20 protein-coding genes are annotated in these 18,512 nt (G+C 44.1%); 11 read left to right on the top strand and 9 right to left on the bottom strand.

All coding sequences use genetic code 11. The features are described from left to right. The first annotated feature begins 7 nt into the window (after positions 1-7). The 8 genes from ccoS to FD973_RS08625 all read left to right on the top strand — a co-directional run bounded on the left by ccoS (position 8) and on the right by FD973_RS08625 (position 5,544). Complete coding sequence (gene ccoS, locus FD973_RS08660; RefSeq protein WP_215322942.1) at positions 8-187, top strand: cbb3-type cytochrome oxidase assembly protein CcoS; 180 nt, start codon at positions 8-10, stop codon at positions 185-187. Between the two features lie 166 nt (positions 188-353). Continuing rightward, positions 354-1,796 (top strand): cytochrome-c oxidase, cbb3-type subunit I, encoded by a 1,443-nt coding sequence (gene ccoN / locus FD973_RS08655; RefSeq protein WP_215322941.1) that lies wholly within the window; start codon positions 354-356, stop codon positions 1,794-1,796. Positions 1,797-1,806: 10 nt separating this feature from the next. Further along, complete coding sequence (ccoO, locus tag FD973_RS08650) at positions 1,807-2,457, top strand: cytochrome-c oxidase, cbb3-type subunit II (RefSeq protein WP_215322940.1); 651 nt, start codon at positions 1,807-1,809, stop codon at positions 2,455-2,457. 20 nt (positions 2,458-2,477) lie between these two features. After that, positions 2,478-2,645: a cbb3-type cytochrome oxidase subunit 3 gene (locus FD973_RS08645; RefSeq protein WP_371816858.1), complete on the top strand. Its 168-nt coding sequence runs from the start codon at positions 2,478-2,480 to the stop codon at positions 2,643-2,645. Further along, positions 2,642-3,565, top strand: coding sequence for a cytochrome-c oxidase, cbb3-type subunit III (gene ccoP, locus FD973_RS08640; RefSeq protein ID WP_215322939.1), 924 nt, complete (start codon positions 2,642-2,644; stop codon positions 3,563-3,565). Before FD973_RS08645 ends, ccoP begins: the two co-directional genes overlap by 4 nt. A 35-nt stretch (positions 3,566-3,600) precedes the next feature. Continuing rightward, positions 3,601-5,058: a cytochrome c oxidase accessory protein CcoG gene (ccoG, locus tag FD973_RS08635; protein ID WP_215322938.1), complete on the top strand. Its 1,458-nt coding sequence runs from the start codon at positions 3,601-3,603 to the stop codon at positions 5,056-5,058. A 25-nt stretch (positions 5,059-5,083) separates the two neighbouring features. Further along, positions 5,084-5,287, top strand: coding sequence for a FixH family protein (locus FD973_RS08630; RefSeq protein ID WP_215322937.1), 204 nt, complete (start codon positions 5,084-5,086; stop codon positions 5,285-5,287). Continuing rightward, complete coding sequence (locus FD973_RS08625; protein ID WP_215322936.1) at positions 5,284-5,544, top strand: hypothetical protein; 261 nt, start codon at positions 5,284-5,286, stop codon at positions 5,542-5,544. The genes FD973_RS08630 and FD973_RS08625 overlap by 4 nt, the downstream gene beginning before the upstream one ends. On the opposite strand, the gene fnr is transcribed toward FD973_RS08625, so the two are convergent. Further along, the gene (gene fnr, locus FD973_RS08620) at positions 5,541-6,311 is read right to left on the bottom strand and encodes a fumarate/nitrate reduction transcriptional regulator Fnr (protein ID WP_215322935.1); all 771 of its coding nucleotides are present in this window, start codon (positions 6,309-6,311) and stop codon (positions 5,541-5,543) included. The genes FD973_RS08625 and fnr overlap by 4 nt on opposite strands. 76 nt (positions 6,312-6,387) lie before the next feature. Between fnr and FD973_RS08615 the strand changes: the two genes are divergently transcribed. Continuing rightward, positions 6,388-7,107 carry a sulfite exporter TauE/SafE family protein gene (locus tag FD973_RS08615; protein ID WP_215322934.1) on the top strand — a complete coding sequence of 240 codons (720 nt, stop codon included), beginning with the start codon at positions 6,388-6,390 and terminating at the stop codon, positions 7,105-7,107. Here the strand turns inward: FD973_RS08615 and FD973_RS08610 are convergent. Both FD973_RS08610 and FD973_RS08605 read right to left on the bottom strand, forming a co-directional pair. Further along, entirely contained in the window at positions 7,104-8,729 is a 1,626-nt protein-coding gene (locus tag FD973_RS08610) for a SulP family inorganic anion transporter (RefSeq protein WP_215322933.1), read from the bottom strand. The genes FD973_RS08615 and FD973_RS08610 overlap by 4 nt on opposite strands. Before the next feature lie 21 nt (positions 8,730-8,750). Continuing rightward, positions 8,751-9,152 (bottom strand): DUF2177 family protein, encoded by a 402-nt coding sequence (locus tag FD973_RS08605; RefSeq protein ID WP_215322932.1) that lies wholly within the window; start codon positions 9,150-9,152, stop codon positions 8,751-8,753. Between the two features lie 86 nt (positions 9,153-9,238). Here FD973_RS08605 and FD973_RS08600 point away from each other — a divergent pair, with 86 nt between their 5' ends. Further along, entirely contained in the window at positions 9,239-9,679 is a 441-nt protein-coding gene (locus FD973_RS08600; protein WP_215322931.1) for a universal stress protein, read from the top strand. Positions 9,680-9,762: 83 nt separating this feature from the next. Here the strand turns inward: FD973_RS08600 and FD973_RS08595 are convergent, their stop codons facing one another. Both FD973_RS08595 and FD973_RS08590 read right to left on the bottom strand, forming a co-directional pair. Beyond that, positions 9,763-11,199: a M23 family metallopeptidase gene (locus tag FD973_RS08595; RefSeq protein WP_251368755.1), complete on the bottom strand. Its 1,437-nt coding sequence runs from the start codon at positions 11,197-11,199 to the stop codon at positions 9,763-9,765. A gap of 65 nt (positions 11,200-11,264) precedes the next feature. Next, positions 11,265-12,191, bottom strand: coding sequence for a 3-hydroxyacyl-CoA dehydrogenase NAD-binding domain-containing protein (locus tag FD973_RS08590; RefSeq protein ID WP_215322930.1), 927 nt, complete (start codon positions 12,189-12,191; stop codon positions 11,265-11,267). A 105-nt stretch (positions 12,192-12,296) separates the two neighbouring features. On the opposite strand from FD973_RS08590, the gene FD973_RS08585 reads away from it, so the two are divergent. After that, a complete protein-coding gene (locus FD973_RS08585) occupies positions 12,297-13,430 on the top strand; it encodes a mandelate racemase/muconate lactonizing enzyme family protein (protein WP_215322929.1) in 1,134 nt (377 codons plus the stop codon). A gap of 104 nt (positions 13,431-13,534) precedes the next feature. Here FD973_RS08585 and FD973_RS08580 read toward each other — a convergent pair whose 3' ends face one another. The 4 genes from FD973_RS08580 to FD973_RS08565 all read right to left on the bottom strand — a co-directional run bounded on the left by FD973_RS08580 (position 13,535) and on the right by FD973_RS08565 (position 18,481). Then, a complete protein-coding gene (locus FD973_RS08580; protein WP_215322928.1) occupies positions 13,535-15,547 on the bottom strand; it encodes a TRAP transporter fused permease subunit in 2,013 nt (670 codons plus the stop codon). A gap of 84 nt (positions 15,548-15,631) precedes the next feature. Next, the gene (locus FD973_RS08575) at positions 15,632-16,582 is read right to left on the bottom strand and encodes a TAXI family TRAP transporter solute-binding subunit (RefSeq protein WP_215322927.1); all 951 of its coding nucleotides are present in this window, start codon (positions 16,580-16,582) and stop codon (positions 15,632-15,634) included. 31 nt (positions 16,583-16,613) lie between these two features. Next, the gene (locus tag FD973_RS08570; protein ID WP_215322926.1) at positions 16,614-17,540 is read right to left on the bottom strand and encodes a dihydrodipicolinate synthase family protein; all 927 of its coding nucleotides are present in this window, start codon (positions 17,538-17,540) and stop codon (positions 16,614-16,616) included. An 11-nt stretch (positions 17,541-17,551) separates the two neighbouring features. Then, positions 17,552-18,481: a 2-hydroxyacid dehydrogenase gene (locus FD973_RS08565; RefSeq protein ID WP_215322925.1), complete on the bottom strand. Its 930-nt coding sequence runs from the start codon at positions 18,479-18,481 to the stop codon at positions 17,552-17,554. Positions 18,482-18,512 lie beyond the last annotated feature (31 nt).

Genomic DNA, 18,512 nt, shown 5'->3' with positions numbered 1-18,512 from the left:
TATAGGGATGGAAAGCCTTTTTCTCCTTGTCCCTTTGTCATTGGTTTTGGTTGGCCTTTTGGTTTGGATTTTGCGTTGGTCTATCAAGAGTGGTCAATTCGATGATTTAGACGGTCCGGGTCATGCAATATTGATGGATGATGATACTCCTATATCCAATGAAGTTAGTGAACACTCTCAAAAATAGATATATAAATATTAGGTTTTATAAAACTAGGGTATTTCTTATGTGAGTGCCCTGAATTTGCCCCACCCTTTTTGATATAGATCAAACCCCCTTTACAGCCTTAATTTGATAATTAATCCAGTCTATTTGGATTATGTCGTTGTTTGGTCACAAAAAAGGAGAAACCATGGGACTTACCGTGGGGAGTAATCAAGATACCTTCAATTACAAGGTTATCAGTCAATTTGCCATTGTTACCGTGCTTTGGGGAATTGTTGGCATGCTTGTGGGGGTCATCCTCGCAGCGCAGCTCATTTGGCCTGAAATCACTTTCAATATCCCTTGGTTGAGTTATGGTCGTTTGCGTCCATTGCACACCAATGCGGTGATTTTTGCTTTTGGTGGGTCTGCCTTATTTGCAACCTCTTATTACATTGTGCAGCGCACATGTCAGGTGCGCCTATTCTGTGACAAGTTAGCTGCTTTTACTTTTTGGGGTTGGCAGGCCGTCATTGTTTCCGCGGCTATTACCTTGCCGTTGGGTATTACCACTTCTAAAGAGTACGCAGAGCTTGAGTGGCCAATCGACTTATTGATCACCGTTGTTTGGGTTGCTTATGCAGTAGTGTTCTTTGGTACCGTGATTAAACGTAAGACGAAACATATTTATGTTTCAAACTGGTTCTTTGGTGCTTATATTTTGACGATTGCTGTATTGCACATCGTTAATAACATCGAGATGCCGGCAAGTCTCTTTAAGTCTTACTCAGCCTATGCTGGTGCGCAAGATGCAATGATTCAATGGTGGTATGGTCATAACGCTGTAGGCTTTTTCTTGACCACCAGTTTCTTGGGCATGATGTACTACTTCATTCCAAAGCAAGCTGAACGTCCAATTTATTCATATCGTTTGTCTATTGTTCACTTTTGGGCTTTGAACTTTACGTATATGTGGGCCGGTCCACATCACTTGCAGCACACAGCGTTACCAGATTGGACTCAATCATTAGGTATGGTGTTCTCATTGATCCTGTTGGCGCCATCATGGGGCGGCATGATTAACGGCATCATGACTTTATCTGGCGCTTGGTATAAGTTGCGCCGTGATCCTATCTTGAAATTCTTGGTGGTGGCATTGTCTTTCTACGGTATGTCTACCTTCGAAGGCTCCATGATGTCTATCAAGACGGTGAATAGCTTGTCTCACTATACAGACTGGACTATTGGTCACGTTCATTCTGGCGCCTTAGGTTGGGTTGCCATGATTACCATCGGTTCTTTGTACTACCTGATTCCACGTTTAGTGGGCCAAAAGGATATGTACAGCACTAAGTTGATCGAGTTGCATTTCTGGATCGCTACTATTGGTGTGGTGATTTACATCGCTGCAATGTGGATTGCTGGGGTGATGCAAGGTTTGATGTGGAGAGCATTCGAGCCAGATGGAACTTTGACTTACAGCTTTGTTGAGTCTGTTAAAGCAACTTATCCCTTCTATGTCATTCGTTTGCTAGGTGGCGTGTGCTACTTAAGCGGCATGTTTGTAATGGCTTACAACGTTTACAAGACTGTGGTTGGTAAAAAATTCATTGACGCTACGATTCCACAAGCGTCTGTAGCAGCTCATTAAGGATAAGAACATGTCAGAACAACGTCGATTTTTCTCCCACGAAACGCTTGAGCGTAATGTTGGTTGGTTGATCATCGCTACTATTGCAGCAATTTCGATTGCCGGTTTGGTGCAGATCGTTCCTTTATTTTTCCAACACTCTACAACTGAGCCAAGTCCTGGTGTTGAGCCTTACTCAGCCTTACGTTTAGCTGGGCGCGATATTTATCAACGTGAAGGTTGTTTAGGTTGCCATTCGCAACAGATTCGTACTTTACGTTCAGAGGTTGAGCGTTATGGTCCTTATTCTTTGGCTGGTGAGTCAGTGTTCGATCATCCATTCTTGTGGGGCAGTAAGCGTACAGGCCCAGATTTGGCTCGTGTAGGTGGTCGTTATTCAGATGCATGGCATCAAATTCACTTGAATAACCCTCGCGATGTGGTGCCTGAATCGAATATGCCTGCATATCCTTGGTTAGCAAAAAATCCTGCCGATGCAAGCACCATTTCTTCTCATATGGTCGCAATGCGTCGTTTAGGCGTGCCTTATACCGATGAGCAAATCGCTAATGCGCCTAAAGAGCTAGAAGGCAAGACTGAGTTAGATGCATTGGTTGCCTACCTGCAAGGTTTAGGTGTCAATCGTAGATACATCATTGTTGATGAGGTAGTGGCCAAGTAATTCTTGGAGACTGAGAAATTATGCAAAATATCGCACCCTACCTCTCAGCAATTTCTACCGTGCTTGGCTTGGTATTTTTTATTGGAATCGTTTGGTGGGCTTGGTCTTCAAAGAGACAGGCTGCCAATCAAGAATCCGCCGAACTTCCGTTCGATCTTCCCGATGAATTCAGTAAGGATAAATCATGAGTGACTTTCTTGGTGCCGGTTGGAGTGCCTATATCGCCTTAGTAACATTGGTCGGTATTTTTTGGTGCATCTGGTTATTATTTTCACAACGCAAGACTAAGGTCACGCTTAAGCCCGATGGTCAGGTTGATGACACAGGCCATGTTTGGGATGGCGACTTGCGTGAATTGAACAACCCGCTACCACGTTGGTGGATGTGGATGTTCTTACTCTCATGTATCTTTGCTTTGGTTTACCTCGTTCTATATCCTGGACTTGGTTCCTACCCTGGTGTTTTGGGCTACAGCACTGATGGCGCTCTCATGAAGTCCATGACGACTGCTAATGATGAGCTAAAGCCTGTGTACGCAAAATACGTTCAGATGGATATTGAGCAAGTGGCGGCAGATCCAAAAGCTCGTGAAATGGGGCAACGTCTTTTCTTGAACTCTTGTGCGCAATGTCATGGTTCAGACGCGGGTGGCGCAAAGGGCTTCCCGAATTTAACTGATGGCGACTGGCTGTATGGTGGTTCACCTGAGAACATCAAGACCTCCATTACTAATGGTCGAGCTGGTGTTATGCCTCCATTCCCACAATTAGATAGCAAGCAAATTGTAGATGTTGCTAACTATGTGCGTAGCCTCTCTGGTTTGCCAGCGGACGACCTCAAGGCCGCTCGTGGTGCGGATGTATTTAAAGCTAATTGCGCCGCATGCCATGGTCCAGAAGGCAAAGGCAATATCGCTTTAGGTGCACCAAATCTAACTGACAAAGCTTGGTTATATGGCTCTTCAGAAGCAACTATTGTTGAAACCGTGACTAAAGGTCGTATGGCTCAAATGCCTGCTCAAGACAAAGTATTGAGTCCTGAAAAGATTCAGTTGTTAACAGCATATGTTTGGGGTTTATCTAACAATAAACAACCAGCAGCTAAGTAAGCTTTTTATTAGCACTACGAGAAACGAAGTTATTAGTGTCAGATCAATCGCCGGGTGGGAAACCAGTTCCGATAGAAGTAATCGAGGAATCTCTCTATGAGGTCCGGCGAAAGATTTACCCGCGTTCTGTAACTGGGCTTTTTGCTCGTTGGCGCTTCATTCTTGTTTTTGCTACCCAATTACTGTTTTATGGATTGCCTTGGCTGAGTTGGAATGATCGTCAAGCGGTTCTATTCGATTTAATTCAACGTAAGTTTTATATCTTTGGTCTAGTGCTGTGGCCACAAGACGTGATCTATCTCACGCTCTTATTGATCCTCTCCGCATTAGCGTTATTTTTGTTTACTGCCGTTGCTGGCCGTTTATTTTGTGGTTACGCTTGCCCACAAACTGTCTACACAGAAATTTTCATGTGGATCGAGCGCAAGGTTGAAGGCGATCGTTTTGCCCGCATTCGTTTAGATGGTGAAGAATGGCCATGGAGTTTTCGCAAATGGCGACTCAAGATCACCAAACATTTTCTGTGGCTTTTAATTGCTTTTTGGACTGGCTTTACATTCATTGGCTACTTCACGCCGATTGAAACGCTTGGCGAATCTTTATTACACCTCTCTCTTGGACCATGGCAAACCTTCTGGTTGTGCTTTTATGCATTTGCAACTTGGGGTAATGCTGGCTTTATGCGTGAGCAAGTTTGCAAATACATGTGTCCGTATGCACGCTTTCAAAGTGTCATGGTGGATAAAGATACTTTCTTGGTTACATATGACAAAGTACGTGGAGAGCCTAGAGGAAGTCGCAGCAAATCTGCTGATCCCGCTGCATTGGGTTTAGGTGATTGTGTGGATTGCAGTATCTGCGTTCAGGTTTGTCCTACTGGAATCGATATTCGAGATGGCTTGCAATACATGTGTATCGGATGCGGGGCTTGTATCGATGCGTGCAACCAGGTAATGGAGAAGGTTAATTATCCTAAGGGCTTGATTCGGTATACGACAGAGCGGGCCATTGAAGACAAAGAATCTAACCAAAGCGCTATTCGCCATATATTGCGCCCTCGGGTATTAATTTATACGGCTTTTATTACTGTGCTGGCCTCAGCTTTTCTAGTCTCTCTTACAACCCGAAATCCCCTAAGAGTGGATGTGATGCGTGATCGTGGCGCATTAGCTCGCGAAGTAGATGGTGTGCGGATTGAAAATATTTATCGCATTCAGATTATGAATGCCTCTGAGAATCCTATGAAAGTTCGCGTAAAAGCTACGGGTCTAGACGATTTAAGGATTTTGAATTCTCAAGGTAAAGAGATCTATGAAATTGATGTAGCGCCAGCTAGCAATCAATTGCTACCAATTAAGGTGAGTACTACGATTGGTCAAAATGACTCTGGAAATTACCCAATTCATTTTGATGTCACTGCACAAGAGCTAGTGGGGGATAAGGAAGTGATGAGAACCCGTGATGAGAAGTCTACTTTTATTATTCCCCGTTAAGCGAATAGCGATGGAGAGGATGTATATGACAGAACAGGAAATGACTAAACCTTGGTTTAAGCAACTTTGGCCATGGTTATTAATTAGTGGTCCGGCTGTAGCGATGATTGGCTGCATTATTACCATTTACTTGGCAATCAACTTGCATGCTGATAAACCTTTGCGTGATGGTGTAGTGAAGCAGGGTTTAAAAGTTGAACAGCTTAAAGATGCGCAGGCCCCAAAATGAAGTACCGCTTGCTGATCTGGATATTGTGGCCCTCATTTCTGGTGGCTGGCATGGCAGAGGGCTTGTTGTTTTCTGTGATTCATCCGCAGGACCTGTTATTTTTTGGGCATCACCCAGATATATCGGATGAGGGTATCTATACTGTCGGCTTTTTTATGATTTGGACCTTTTGTGCGGTCTCAAGCGCATTAACTGCTTATATCTTGCCAGGAATTGAATCTCCAGATGGCAAGGAAGTGGATCGCGGCTTAATTTAAACCTGTTTGATTGGAATCTCTGGACTGACGCAGCCGTGGCGATCTGGATTGGGAATGCCTGCTAGCTCATAGAGTCCATTCATATCAATGAGTTTGATATGCCGTTGCCTAATTTGAATTAAGCCTGATTCTGCAAAACGTGAAAGCATGCGGCTGACAGTCTCAATCTGAATGCCGAGATAGCTACCAATATCATTGCGACTCATGCGCAAATCAAATTCATTATTGAGATAGCCACGTGCCGCTAAGCGTTGCGACAGACTTAGTAAAAAAGCCGCCAATCTTTCTTCGGCACGCATGGTGCCAAGAGATAGTAAATGACGCTGATCTTGAGTCAATTCACGACTCATAATTTTATGAAACTGATTTTGAAGAACTGGTATTTGACGCGCTAAATCCTCAAATGCTTCATAGCGAATAATGCAGACTTCACTTTCTTCAAGCGCAATAGCATCAGATTGATAGTGACCCTCGCCGATTCCATCAAGACCTAAGATTTCTCCCGGTAGGTGAAAGCCAATCACTTGTTGACGACCATCTTGTAGACAGAATTCAGTTTTAAGAGTTCCAAAGCGAACGCTATAAACCGAGCTCAATGGGTCTCCATGACGGTAGAGGTTTTCCCCTTTTTGTAGGTGAACACGCTCTTTGACTAGGGAGTCAATTTTGGAGACCTCACTACTGTTTAGGCCTACCGGCAGGCAAAACTGACCCAAAACGCATACTGAGCATTTACTGGTGGGGGTATCGGTAGGCTTGTAATTCATATTTATGTGTATCTATAGGAGCAGTTTATTCTATTAATATGAAAATCATCGATTTCACCTATTTTCCGCAGAATCTATGCTGACTTCCAGCCTCCTTTTGGCCGTATTTCTTGGCTCGCTCGTAAGCGGCTGGCATTGCGCGTTAATGTGTGGCGGGATAGCGGCTACTATTGAGCGCCCAAGCGTTTCTGCGGCTCCTCTGAGGTCCAAATCTGAGCTTTTTCACCTTCAACTGATCATGCACTTGGGCCGTGTTACTACTTATGTTTTATTGGGCGCTCTTGCGGCGTCTATAGGGGTGGTGGTTTGGCAACAAAACCTCATTCCGATTCAGCGTCCGCTATTTGCTTTGACTTCTTTGATTTTGATTTTGATGGGTATACGCTTATTCAGTGCCAATAAGGCGGATAGCTTTCTAGGGGGTAAATGGCTGAGTGCCAAAATTGCCACTTATTGGGCAAAATATCTTGGTAGTGTCGCTAGTGGGCCATCACGTTGGTTCAGTGGCATGCTTTGGGGTTTGGTGCCCTGCGGTTTGGTTTACAGTGTTTTGCCGCTTGCTTTTTTATCGGGCGATGTTTTCACAGGTGCCGCTCTGATGCTGGCGTTTGGCTTGGGAACTCTACCTAATCTATTGCTGATCTCTAAATTTTCTGCAGTGCTTACTCAGTTTGGCCAGTATCTCTGGGTGCGATATTTATCAGCATCACTGCTAGTTTTTGCTGGTGGATTCGGTTTATATCGTGCATGGACTTTGCCAGAGGCCCTGCTAAAAGGCGGTTTCTGTATTTCTTAAGCAGTTGCCGCCTCTACGCCAGAGCTAAGATCTGGGTAAAAAGAGTCTGGCGGTAATACGGAAAAAAAGTCGCTACGTTCAACCATTTCAAGAGGTTGATGCGCTAAGCCGCAGATAATTAATTTGATATTACGTAGCTTGCAAAGATGTGCAAGTTCCATGATCGTATCCATTCCAGAGGTATCAATGTAAATCACATTCTTTAAATCCAGTAAGAGAGTGTGAGTTGGTAGATTAGCCTCAATCTTTTCTAGCAATTTAACGGCGCCAAAAAATATGGCGCCATGGATACGGTAGGCATCTATTCTGCCTTGTTGGTTGGCAAGTCTAGGGTAATCGCTTGCTAGAGCAGTTTCACATCGCGATAGGCTGGATATGCGGTAAATAAAGGTGATGAAAGCTAGTAATAATCCGACTTCTACTGCGATAGTGAGATCCAAAATAACCGTCAGAAAAAAGACGCTCAGAATAGTGATTCGATAAGGTAGTCGGAACTGTTTGAGCTCAATAAATTTTTTCCATTCACCCATATTCCAAGCGACATACATCAAGATCGCAGCCAAGCAAGCAAGAGGAATATTTTTAGCAAGGGGTGCAGCAAACAGCACAATGATTAATAGTGTTAGGGCATGCACGATTCCAGATATGGGAGTGGTTGCGCCGCTCTCAATATTTGTAACGGTACGTGCAATAGTGCCTGTTGCAGGCATTCCTCCGAAGAATGGGATTGTGAAATTGGCGATCCCCTGAGCCATTAACTCTTGATTGGATTCATGGCGGTCATGAATTAATCCATCAGCAATACGCGCGCAGAGCAAAGACTCGATGGCCCCCAAGAGTGCAAGTGTTAATGCGGGGGCAACCATATATTCAGCATTGCCCCAACTAATTGGGATCCACTCAAATGAGGGTAGGCTCGATGGAATTCCACCAAAGCGAGTGCCAATGGTATCAATGGGTAAATTAAAAATACTGGTGATGATGGTGGCGAGAACCATCGTGACTACGGTTCCTGGTAGATGAGCCAACCATCCCAATCTACTGTTAAATAGTCTCCATAGAATTAATAAGCCCAAGCTTCCACAAGCTAGTCCCAAGGCCGCTGGATTAAAGGTATTAGCTGCTTGGAGTAGCGCATGAATGGACTGAAAAAAATGGGCCGGCATTTTCTCAATCTGAAGACCAAAGAAATCTTTGATTTGAGATAGGCCAATGAGAAAGGCTATGCCATTAGTAAAGCCAATAATGACTGCTATCGGAATAAAACGTACCAGCGTTCCAAGGCGAAACAATCCCATTAGAAATAAGAACACCCCTGACATCGCAGTGGCTAGCAATAAATTCGGAACTCCATAGCGTTCTACGATTCCATAGACGATGACAATAAATGCACCAGCTGGTCCGCCGATTTGAACGCGACTGCCGCCTAATAAAGATATGAGTCCGCCAGCAATAATGGCGGTAAATATGCCGGCTTCCGGTTTTAATCCACTAGCAATTGCAAAGGCCATGGCCAGCGGAAGAGCCACAACGCCAACTGTGACCCCGGCTAGAACATCCTTAGTAAGAAGTGCTCGGTTATAGCCAGTAAATGAGTCTAGTAGTTGAGGGCGAAAAAACATGAGCAGAATGGTTCGGCTGATTTAAGAGATTCGATTGCCGACCCAGTAAGCAAAACTGGCACATAAGGCGGTTACAGCACTTCCCCAGGCGATATCCACAAAGGCTAGTTGCATTGGAAAGTTTCTGACTACTGCTAGGTTAGTGAGGTCGTAAGTCATATAGCAAAACAGTCCAAACAGTGCGCCATATTGCAGTGCATATAGCCACGATTGTTTTGAAAGAGCTGGAAGCACAACAAAAATGCATACCCCGAGGGCATAGAGGAGGTAAAAAGCAAGCCCTGCGAGTAGTTTTGGCTCAGTCGCCATTAGATCGCCCATCTCGTTGCGATAAAGGTTTTTAGCAATCCCTAAGAGCCAAATCAAATCGATTGCAATTAAGGCAATTAAAAACGAGAGGTAGATGGTTAAATTCTTCAGCAATTAAGATGCCTTTATTCTTTTATAAGCTAATAATAAGCATTATGATGGAAAGATCAGATAGGTAGTTCAACTTAAGAGGAGTCTATATGTTTAAGCATTTATTGGTGCCGGTTGATGGTTCAGATATCAGCAGAAAATCTTTGAAAAAAGTAGCTGCGCTAGCCAAGTCTGACGGTGCAGCGGTTACGCTGGTGTATGTATCTGATCCATTGCCTCCTATGGTCTACTCAGATAGCACAATGGGTTATGGCATCTCCGCAAAAGAACATACAAAAGTATGTGATGCATATGCAAAGGATGTATTCAAAAAGTCTGCAGCTGCACTAGGATCTGGCATTAATCCTAAAAGCATTCACATTTCCAATAGCAATTTATCCGAGGGAATTTTGCAAGGCGCAAAAAAAGCTAAAGCGGATGTGATTGTGATGGCTTCTCATAAGCGCACGGGTATTAAAGGTATTTTGCTGGGCAGCGAAACACATGAAGTGATTGTGCACTCAACTTTGCCAGTTTTGGTTTTGGGTTAATTCACTTAGCGTCCAGTAAAAAGGGTCCACCCGGACCCTTTTTTATTTCAGCAACATCACTCATTCAGTTAAAGCAAAGAGATTTAATTTTGCTTTATAGGGCTTCCCAGTAAAAGTATTTCTCTGGTCAGTTGTCCACTCTCGTTGTCGCGCATAGACCATAAGTCAAGTAGGGTGCGTGATCCATAAGGGTCAACATAAACACCATTTTTTCTTAACTCGAAATGAAGATGGGGACCAGTAGATCTACCGGTTGAACCTACGTAACCAATTTCTAAACCCCTGCGCACTTCGTTGCCCAATTCCAGTTCTACGTTATAGCTGCTTAAATGAGCATAGTAGGTATGGTAGTTTCCAGGGTGCTCCAAAACAATTAAGTTACCAAATGCACCGCTATAGCCGATATGCGCCACTTTGCCGTTGGCAACACTAAAGACGGGAGTCCCAATTGGCGCTGAATAATCGATGCCCATGTGCGCCCGATAGCGTTGTTTGGTATCTGCTGCGGGTGCTTTAGCTACAGGTGAAGGAGCTTTGCTTTTCTTACTATTGCCGGCGCGCACCATTCCAACACCTCTAGATATCCGTCTATAACTCAGTGGATTGGTCCAGAAAGAGCGTTCGAGAGATTCGCCAGATCCGGTAAAAAAACCGCCAGGGATATCATTACGCTCCAACCAAAAAGCATTTGCAAAAACCTCTTTAGTGGCTGGATCAATAATTTCTACAGCCCAGATTTGCGCCCAATTTTCTCGATCTCCGAAGTCCACGATCAGGCGAACAACGCTGTTGGTATTTTCAAGAGAGTTATTTTCTTCTGGATAAATTTGCTTAATTAAAGAGTTCAATTCCCAAACGAGTTCAACAGGAAGTTGATCACTTACTTTTCGTGGGTCGTACAAAACATCTCTTAGAGGAATACGAATTTCAGTTAAGCGTTTAGATTCGTCCTTGAGATAGTCTTGCTGAATTAAAAATCCACCAACAGCTGATGGGGTAAATGTCCATACTTCTGTTTTGCTATCTTGAATTGGGCCATTCATGATGCTTAATGAATCGAAGCGATTGCGAGCGCCAAAAGCGACTGCATAAGGAATACATTCCCCTCTCATACGATCAAAAAACGTTTTTGTTTGGGCTTTGAAGAATTCCGAAAATTGACGGTTATTAATCCCAACGCTAGCTGGCAGATTGTCTTCACTAAAGCTGCGCCTGAGACAGCCTTGAGTCACTCGGTAGTCTAAATTGGCGTCACTATCAAGCATGAGCTCATCGGGAGCTTTGCGCTGAAATAATGAAGGATTTAGGCTCATACTGCTGATTTTTGAGTCTGAGCCTGTTGACTTATCCCTAAAGCCAAGCTGTTTGGTGGTTTGGACGGTTACTTTCTTGCGCGCTTGGTCGGCGCTTTGGGCTTGAGCTGCATAAGTTAGCCCTGGGGTTGAGCTAAGAAAGGCGCAGCCAGAAAAAATAATGACTCCCTTGATAAACAAGGAGCTGAAAGATGCTTTTTTATTCACCCTAGGATTATCTAATAATGTGAGAGCGCATCCGAATAAATATGCTGTGCTGCAGCAAATTAAATTTAGTTTTTATCAGGCGCTATGCTCAAAACATCAAAAGCTGCTTTTAATCTTTTTTCGTAATTTTGCTTTGTTATGGCTGCTTCATCGGCTGGCCAAGGTCTAAAGCCTGCACCCTTGGCCATGCCAGTTTTGCCACTTTTAATTAAATTTGTGACACAATTTGGTGGTTTGGTGATGTTGGATAAAGAGGGATAAATCAATTCTGCAGCTAGGGTCATTCCCTCCCAACCTGAGATCTCCTTCTGTGTCATCGGGCCAACAGCTGCATAGCGAAAGCCAAAGCTGTAGCGTACTGCAGTATCAATGTCATCAGGGGTCGCAATGCCTTCTTCAATGAGTGAGAGTGCCTCACGCATTAATGCATGTTGTATGCGGTTGGCCAAAAATCCAGGAATATCCTTTTTGACTAAAACGGGCTTTTTGTTATGGGCGCGATAAAACTCGCAGAGCTTTTCTGCAATAGCGAGATCCGAATGTTGTCCTAAAACAATTTCGACGAGTGGCACGATATGCGCAGGCATAAAGTAGTGCGTATTGAACATTCGATGCGCTGTTTTAAGGCCGCTGGCTATATCGCTAATTGGGAATCCAGAGCTATTGCTGCCTATGGGAATATGCGCAGGCACACGCTCGTCTAGATCGACAAAAATTTTCTTCTTATGGTCTAGTTTTTCTGAGACAGTCTCGATTACTAAATCTACATCAGCCCAGTTATTCCAGGTTTCAAGACAGTCACTCTGTAATTGAGAATTTAATCGAGGCCACTCAGGATGAATGGAATCGGCGCATGAGCGAGTGGCATCTGCACATGCTTGCGCTTTCTGCATACTGCGACCTAGGATGACGGTATCTACCCCATTCGCCAAAAAACTAGCAGCTATGCCGCTACCCATGGTGCCTGTTCCGATGATCACCGCTTTACTCATATTTGATCCGTGCATTCTGAATGGAATAAATCGATTATTCCTTATTCATGCCTCTGTCGGCAAATTAAATTCTCGATACAATCATTTTTTGATTAAGGAGTTTAGATGCCGATTATTGAATCCATTCAAGTTGCTTCGGTGGCCGTACCGCTGGACAAAGTTACTTCATTTTCTACTCGTACAGTTTCCGAGCGTCACTATTGTTTAGTAAAAGTGCGCAGTAAGGAAGGAGTTGAAGGAATTGGCTTTTGTTATGTCGGCAGTGCGGGTGGTGATATTGCCAAAGTTGCTGTAGAGCAATTATTGGCCCCCAAACTGATTGGTCATAACAGTCATCGTAGCGAAGGTCTTTGGATGGAGATGTACAACGAGTCCATTCTTCAGGGTCGCACAGGCTCGGTAATGCGGGGTATTTCTATTTTAGATACGGCTCTTTGGGATTTAAATGCTCGTTCTGTCAATCTCCCTCTGCATCAATATTTGGGTTCAGTGGTGGATGATCGTGTTCCTGCTTATGCTAGCGGTGGCTACTATCTCGAGGGCAAGACTCCTGCCAAACTCGGTAAGGAGATGGAGTCCTACGTTAAACAAGGATTTAAAGCGGTGAAGATGAAAGTAGGGCGCTTGTCTCCATCTGAAGAAGAGGCTCGTGTTAAAGCTGCCCGTAAAGCGATTGGTAATGATGTATTGCTGACATTGGATGCTAATAACGCTTGGCGCGACTTACCAACCGCATTAGAGTATGTGCGCCGTTTTGAGGCCTATAACCCTTACTGGATCGAAGAACCTTTTTCACCAGATGCGATTGATTTGCACGCGGCGTTGGCGCGTCAAACAAAAATCAATGTTGCGACAGGTGAGATGGAGGCAGGTCGTTGGCGATTTAGGGAGCTTATTGATTCCGGTGGTGCTGCAATTTTGCAATCAGATGCCGCTGTTTGCGGTGGTATTACCGAATGGAGAAGAATTTCTGCTTATGCAGATTTAAAAGGTGTAATTGTTTGCCCTCACTGGTTTCATGATTTGCATGCGCCATTAGTTGCCGCTACGCCAAATGCACGCTTTGTTGAATTCTTTTTAGATGATCAAGTACTTAATTTCCGTAGGTTGATCAACAAGCAACTCACCTTTAAAAATGGCGACTTGATTTTGCATAAAACGCCTGGCTTAGGATTTGAGTTTGATGAAGTTGCGGTTAAGAAGTACGCGGGCAAAACTGCATGGAGCAAGATATCCTAACAAGATTCAATTTCCCTTTATCTCTTAAGTGAGGAATTAATAAAGCCCGCATTAGCGGGCTTTATTACATAAGCGATCGTAATTTCTTTCAAAGGAAAACTTTCTTATGAGATTCGTGGGTTGAGCTTGAAATGGGTAATTGTCTGAGTTACGAGAACTAATCCAAATCCAATAAATCCAACCCAATCTGCCTCGGTAGATGGGTAAGCTAGCGCAACGCCCGATACCACCATGATGACGCGCTCAAATATCTTGGTCTTTTCAATAAACCAACCTTGAAGACCGCCGGCTAGACATACGATTCCAATCACTGCAGTAAAAGAAACCCAGGCAATTTGCGTCCAGTCAGCTTGCTCCAGAGCATTGGTGGATCCCATCAATAGCAAACTCACTCCAGACTTGTCTAAAACGAACATAAATGGCACCAGAATGGCTGGAGCAACATACTTCCATGTTTGTAAGGTGGTCCTATAGGGATTGCCTTTGCAAATAGCAGCCGCAGCAAATGGTGAGAGCGCAGTTGGTGGTGATACTTCCGAGAGCACTGCGTAATAAAAGATAAACATATGAGCTGCAAAAGCAGGCACCCCTAAATTGATGAGTGCAGGCGCAGCAATTACTGCGCAAATAATGTATGAGGCTGTTACAGGAACTGCAAGACCCACTACCCAAACAACTAGCGCTGTAAAAATAGTCGTGAGCAGGAGTGAGCCTCCTGCATACTGGATCACAATTGAGCTAAATTTCAGACCAAGTCCAGTCAGGGTGACTGTACCAACGATAAGGCCCGCACCCGCGCAAGTTGCAGCGATGGCTAGGACGCCAGTAGATCCAGAGGCAAGGGCTTTAGTTAGGTTGGAGTTATATAACCCAGATAGGATTGGTTCCTTACCCTTAAACCAAGCCCAAGGAATGATTGCAGTATCTTCGCGCAACATACTCGAGAGGGCAGATACAACAGTCGCCCAAAACACCGACATGACTGGTGAGAAGCCCAACAACATAAATACCACAATGGAGATCAAGGAGAAGAAATGAAACCAATACTTCTTGGTAAGTTGCCAGGCAGTTTCGGTGGAAGAAAACTGAATGTTCTTCATGCCATATTTACGCACATCAATTTCCACCATGACAAACAAACCTAGATAAAAAAGAATGGTTGGAATGGTTGCCATCAGCAAAACATCTAAATAGGAAATCTTCAAAAAATCAGCGATCAAGAATGCAGCAGCACCTAATACTGGAGGGGAGATAATTGCTCCTAGCCCACCTGCTGCTAGCAGTCCTCCTGCAGCATTTTTTTCGTAACCAACTTTATCCAACATGGGCGCCGCTACCGAGCCTACAGTAACGGTGGTAGCCACGCCTGAGCCCGACGGACCGCCTAAGAGAAATGATGACATCACAATTGTTCTGCCAACCCCAGAGGACTTGCCGCCCATGGCTGCAAAAGAAAAATCAATAAAGAATTTGCCTGCACCAGTAAATTGTAAGAAGGCGCCAAAAATAGTGAAGAGAATAATCAGGGTTGCGGAGACATCCACAGCAGTGCCATAAATTCCCTCGAGAGTCATATACATATAGCCTACCAAGCGATCAAGACCATATCCCTTATGAGTCCAAGGTGCTGGTAAGTAATTGCCAAATAAGGCGTAAAGCAAGAACAGGACGGTAACTGTTACCAATACCATGCCATTGGTTCTGCGCACGCTCTCGAGAATGAGCAAGATTAAGCTGATGCCAACTATGACATCAGTTAAATTAGGGGCGGTGTTTCTATCCATAAAGTCATCGCCACCAGTCAGAATGTAATAAGCAATAGCTATGGAGCCCAGAGCAAAAAGTACATCCCAAAACATGAGACGATTTTTGAAGCGTGCAGCTATTGGAAAGCTTAAGAAAACCAGAAAAAGCACTAGGGCAACATGGATAACGCGAAGTTGCTGTGTAGGAACAATCGAGTAGGCGGCATATAAATGAAATAAAGACATGCCTACTGCAACGAGAGTGATGAATTTAGCTAATAGACCTTTGTAATCATTGGAGTCACCTTCCTCCTGTTTGATGAAGGCATCTAATTTTTCTTGGGTTTCGTTGTCGATAACGTTTTGATTCATGTCTCAACCTCTTATATTTATTTTTATGCGCTACTTAAATGCTAAAGGGGTGAGATTAACTCACCCCTTTATTTAATTTAAAACTCAATTTACTTTGACATTCTTTTCTTTGAAATACTTTAGCGCCCCCGGATGAAAATCAACTGGGGTTGACTTTGCTTTTTGATTTTCAAGGCTGACGTTCATGTATTCCTGATGGGTACGAACTAAATCCAGTTTGTTATCAAACATCGTTTTAACAATCTTGTAAGCTTGATCATCTGGCATATTGGCATTGACAACCAATATATTGGCAACCGCAGCTACCTTATTATCTTTTGCCATACCGCTATACATCGCCTTTGGAATCACCGCTGTGAAATAGAGATTGCCATACTTCTTATTCATGATGGGCACTTCATCAGATGTATCCACCATGACAATTTTCATTCCAGGGCTGTTAGCTAAGTCAGTCACCGCGGCGGTAGGAAGCCCACCCACCCAGAAAAATGCATCTATCTTGCGATCCTTGACAGCATTTACTGATTCGGCAACGCTGAGACGCTCACGCTTGACGTCCTTGTCTTTATCAAGGCCCGCAGCTTCCAATAAACGAAATGCCATCACTTCTGTTGCGCTACCAGGCGCTCCAGTGCTAATACGTTTACCCTTTAAGTCCTTCATGGTTTTGATACCAGTCGAATCTACGGTGACAACATGCATGAGGTTTGGGTAAAGAACAACCAAGGTCCGTAAATCCATCTTTTTGCCAGCGAACTTGCCTTCGCCAACTTGAGCATCTTTAGCAGCATCTGCCATTGAAAAACCTACATAAGGTTTTCCAGTGCCAATTAGGTTCAAGTTATCTACTGAGCCTCCAGTTACTTCTGCAGTGGCAGACATTCCTGGTACTTTGCTGGAAAGTACTGAAGCTAGACCACCACCCATGGGGTAATAAACCCCACCTGTTCCGCCGGTTGCAATAGAGATGTTTTGGGCACTGACGCTTGCACAAATAAAACTTAGTGATATGGCAATGAATTTAAGTAATTTCATTGTTGTCTCCTAGGAATTGTTTATTTTTATATTACAGACCAGGCATACTGAAGTTAATCTGTTGTAACTCGCTGAGTAGTTGAGCTTGTTGCTCAGCACTTAATTGCATTAGTGGTGGGCGAACTCTGAGCCACTCTGGGTCTTTACTGTAATGTGCTACAGCAGTTTTCATGCCTGCAATCATTTGATACTTTGCAAAAACTCCGCGTACTTGATCTAAGCTTGCTTGGCGATCATCAGCATTAGATTCTCTCCAATGAGCGGCAAGATCTGCGATTGCCTTCGGGTTCACATTGGCAGTAGCTGAAATGCAGCCCACGCCACCAGCACGTAAGGCACGCATTAAAAATACTTCGCTACCCGCATAAACACGGAAACCAGAAGGAGCGAGTAATTTAATGACGGATTCAGTGTAAGACCAATCGCCAGAGCTATCCTTCATGCCTACGACAGTTTTTGGATATTCTTTTGTTAAGCGCTCAAGCAATGAGAGGCTCAAATTAATCTTAGTTACTGGTGGAATGTTGTAGATATAGATCTGTAGTGCAGTGCTACCTATTTTTTGAATCACTTCAGAAAAATAAGCAAACAGACCATCATCAGAAACATCCTTATAGTAGAAAGGCGGCAACATAAGTACGCCCGCACATTTGTGATTGACTGCATGGCGTGTCATGTTGACGGTTGCATCAATAGAGGTGGCGCCTGTGCCTGGCATCATATGTTCTGGATTGAGACCGCCTTCAATTAATGCGGTTAAGGTACTCATTTTTTGTGGGGCAGACATTGAATTCGCTTCAGAATTCGTACCAAAGATTGCTTGCCCAACACCATTGGCTTCAAGCCATTGACACTGCTTTAAAAGCTTTGGAGCATCTGGGCTGCCGTCTGCCTTAAATGGTGTCAGTACAGGTGATAACACCGCAGGTAAGGTGGAAGGGTGCAGAGAAATCGTCATACTGGCTCCATTTAGTTATTTACTTCTGAAGGAAGTGGTTGTTGTTTAAAGAAGGCTTCTAAATTATCTACAGCTAAATTCGTCATGGCTATCCGTGTTTCCGAGGTAGCACTACCAATGTGGGGTGTTAACAATACATTATCAAGATTTAAAAAAGCGGCGTTTGGATTAGGTTCGTTTTCAAAAACATCCAATGCGGCGCCGGCAATTTTTTTATGTTGCAGTGCATCTAAAAGGGCGTTTTCATCTACGACGCTCCCTCGTGCAATATTGATTAAGTAGCCAGCTGGGCCCAATGCCTCTAAGACTTCACTATTTACGAGCTGATTAGTCTCGGCTGTAGCAGGGCAAGCTAAAAATAAGACATCACATGCTTTGGCTAAATCCTGAATATTTTGATAATAGGTATACGGTAAGGTTTTTTTATGTGGTCCCGAATACGCAATTTCAACCTTAAAGGGCTCTAAACGTTTTGCGAGATCTTGTCCAATACGACCCATACCTACAATACCAATGCGTTTCCCAGCAAGGGTGGTGGTCAGCTTAAAAGGAGCCTTAGACCAAGCGGCACTTTTAACGTACTCCTGCGCCTCAGGAAGCTTGCGTAGTAGGGCCAACATCATTCCTACTGCAAGCTCACAAACGGCATCGTTAAGAACACCAGGCGTATTGCTCGCCTTAATCCCATGTTCCTTTAGATAGTCCAAGGGAAGGTTATCGTAGCCAACCCCGCAGGTTGCTACCATCCGTATGCTTGGGATTTGTCTAAGAAGATCTTCTGGAAGCTTGAGGTTGGAGCGAATCAAAACCGCTTGAAAATTGCCAACAGGGGGAGCTGCGTGAATATCTAAATGGCGAGCAGGACTAAGGCGACGATCAATCTCTGCCTGCATAATTTCAGGGAAATGGCCGACCTGCAGCACCGAATTGACGGGGATCATGTCTCACTAACTTTTTTATTGGAATAATGGC

It is taken from the genome of Polynucleobacter sp. MWH-Braz-FAM2G (assembly GCF_018687635.1).
GTDB lineage: Bacteria > Pseudomonadota > Gammaproteobacteria > Burkholderiales > Burkholderiaceae > Polynucleobacter.
The sequence above is the reverse complement of the archived record's forward strand: the minus strand, read 5'-3'. Positions and strand labels throughout refer to the sequence as shown.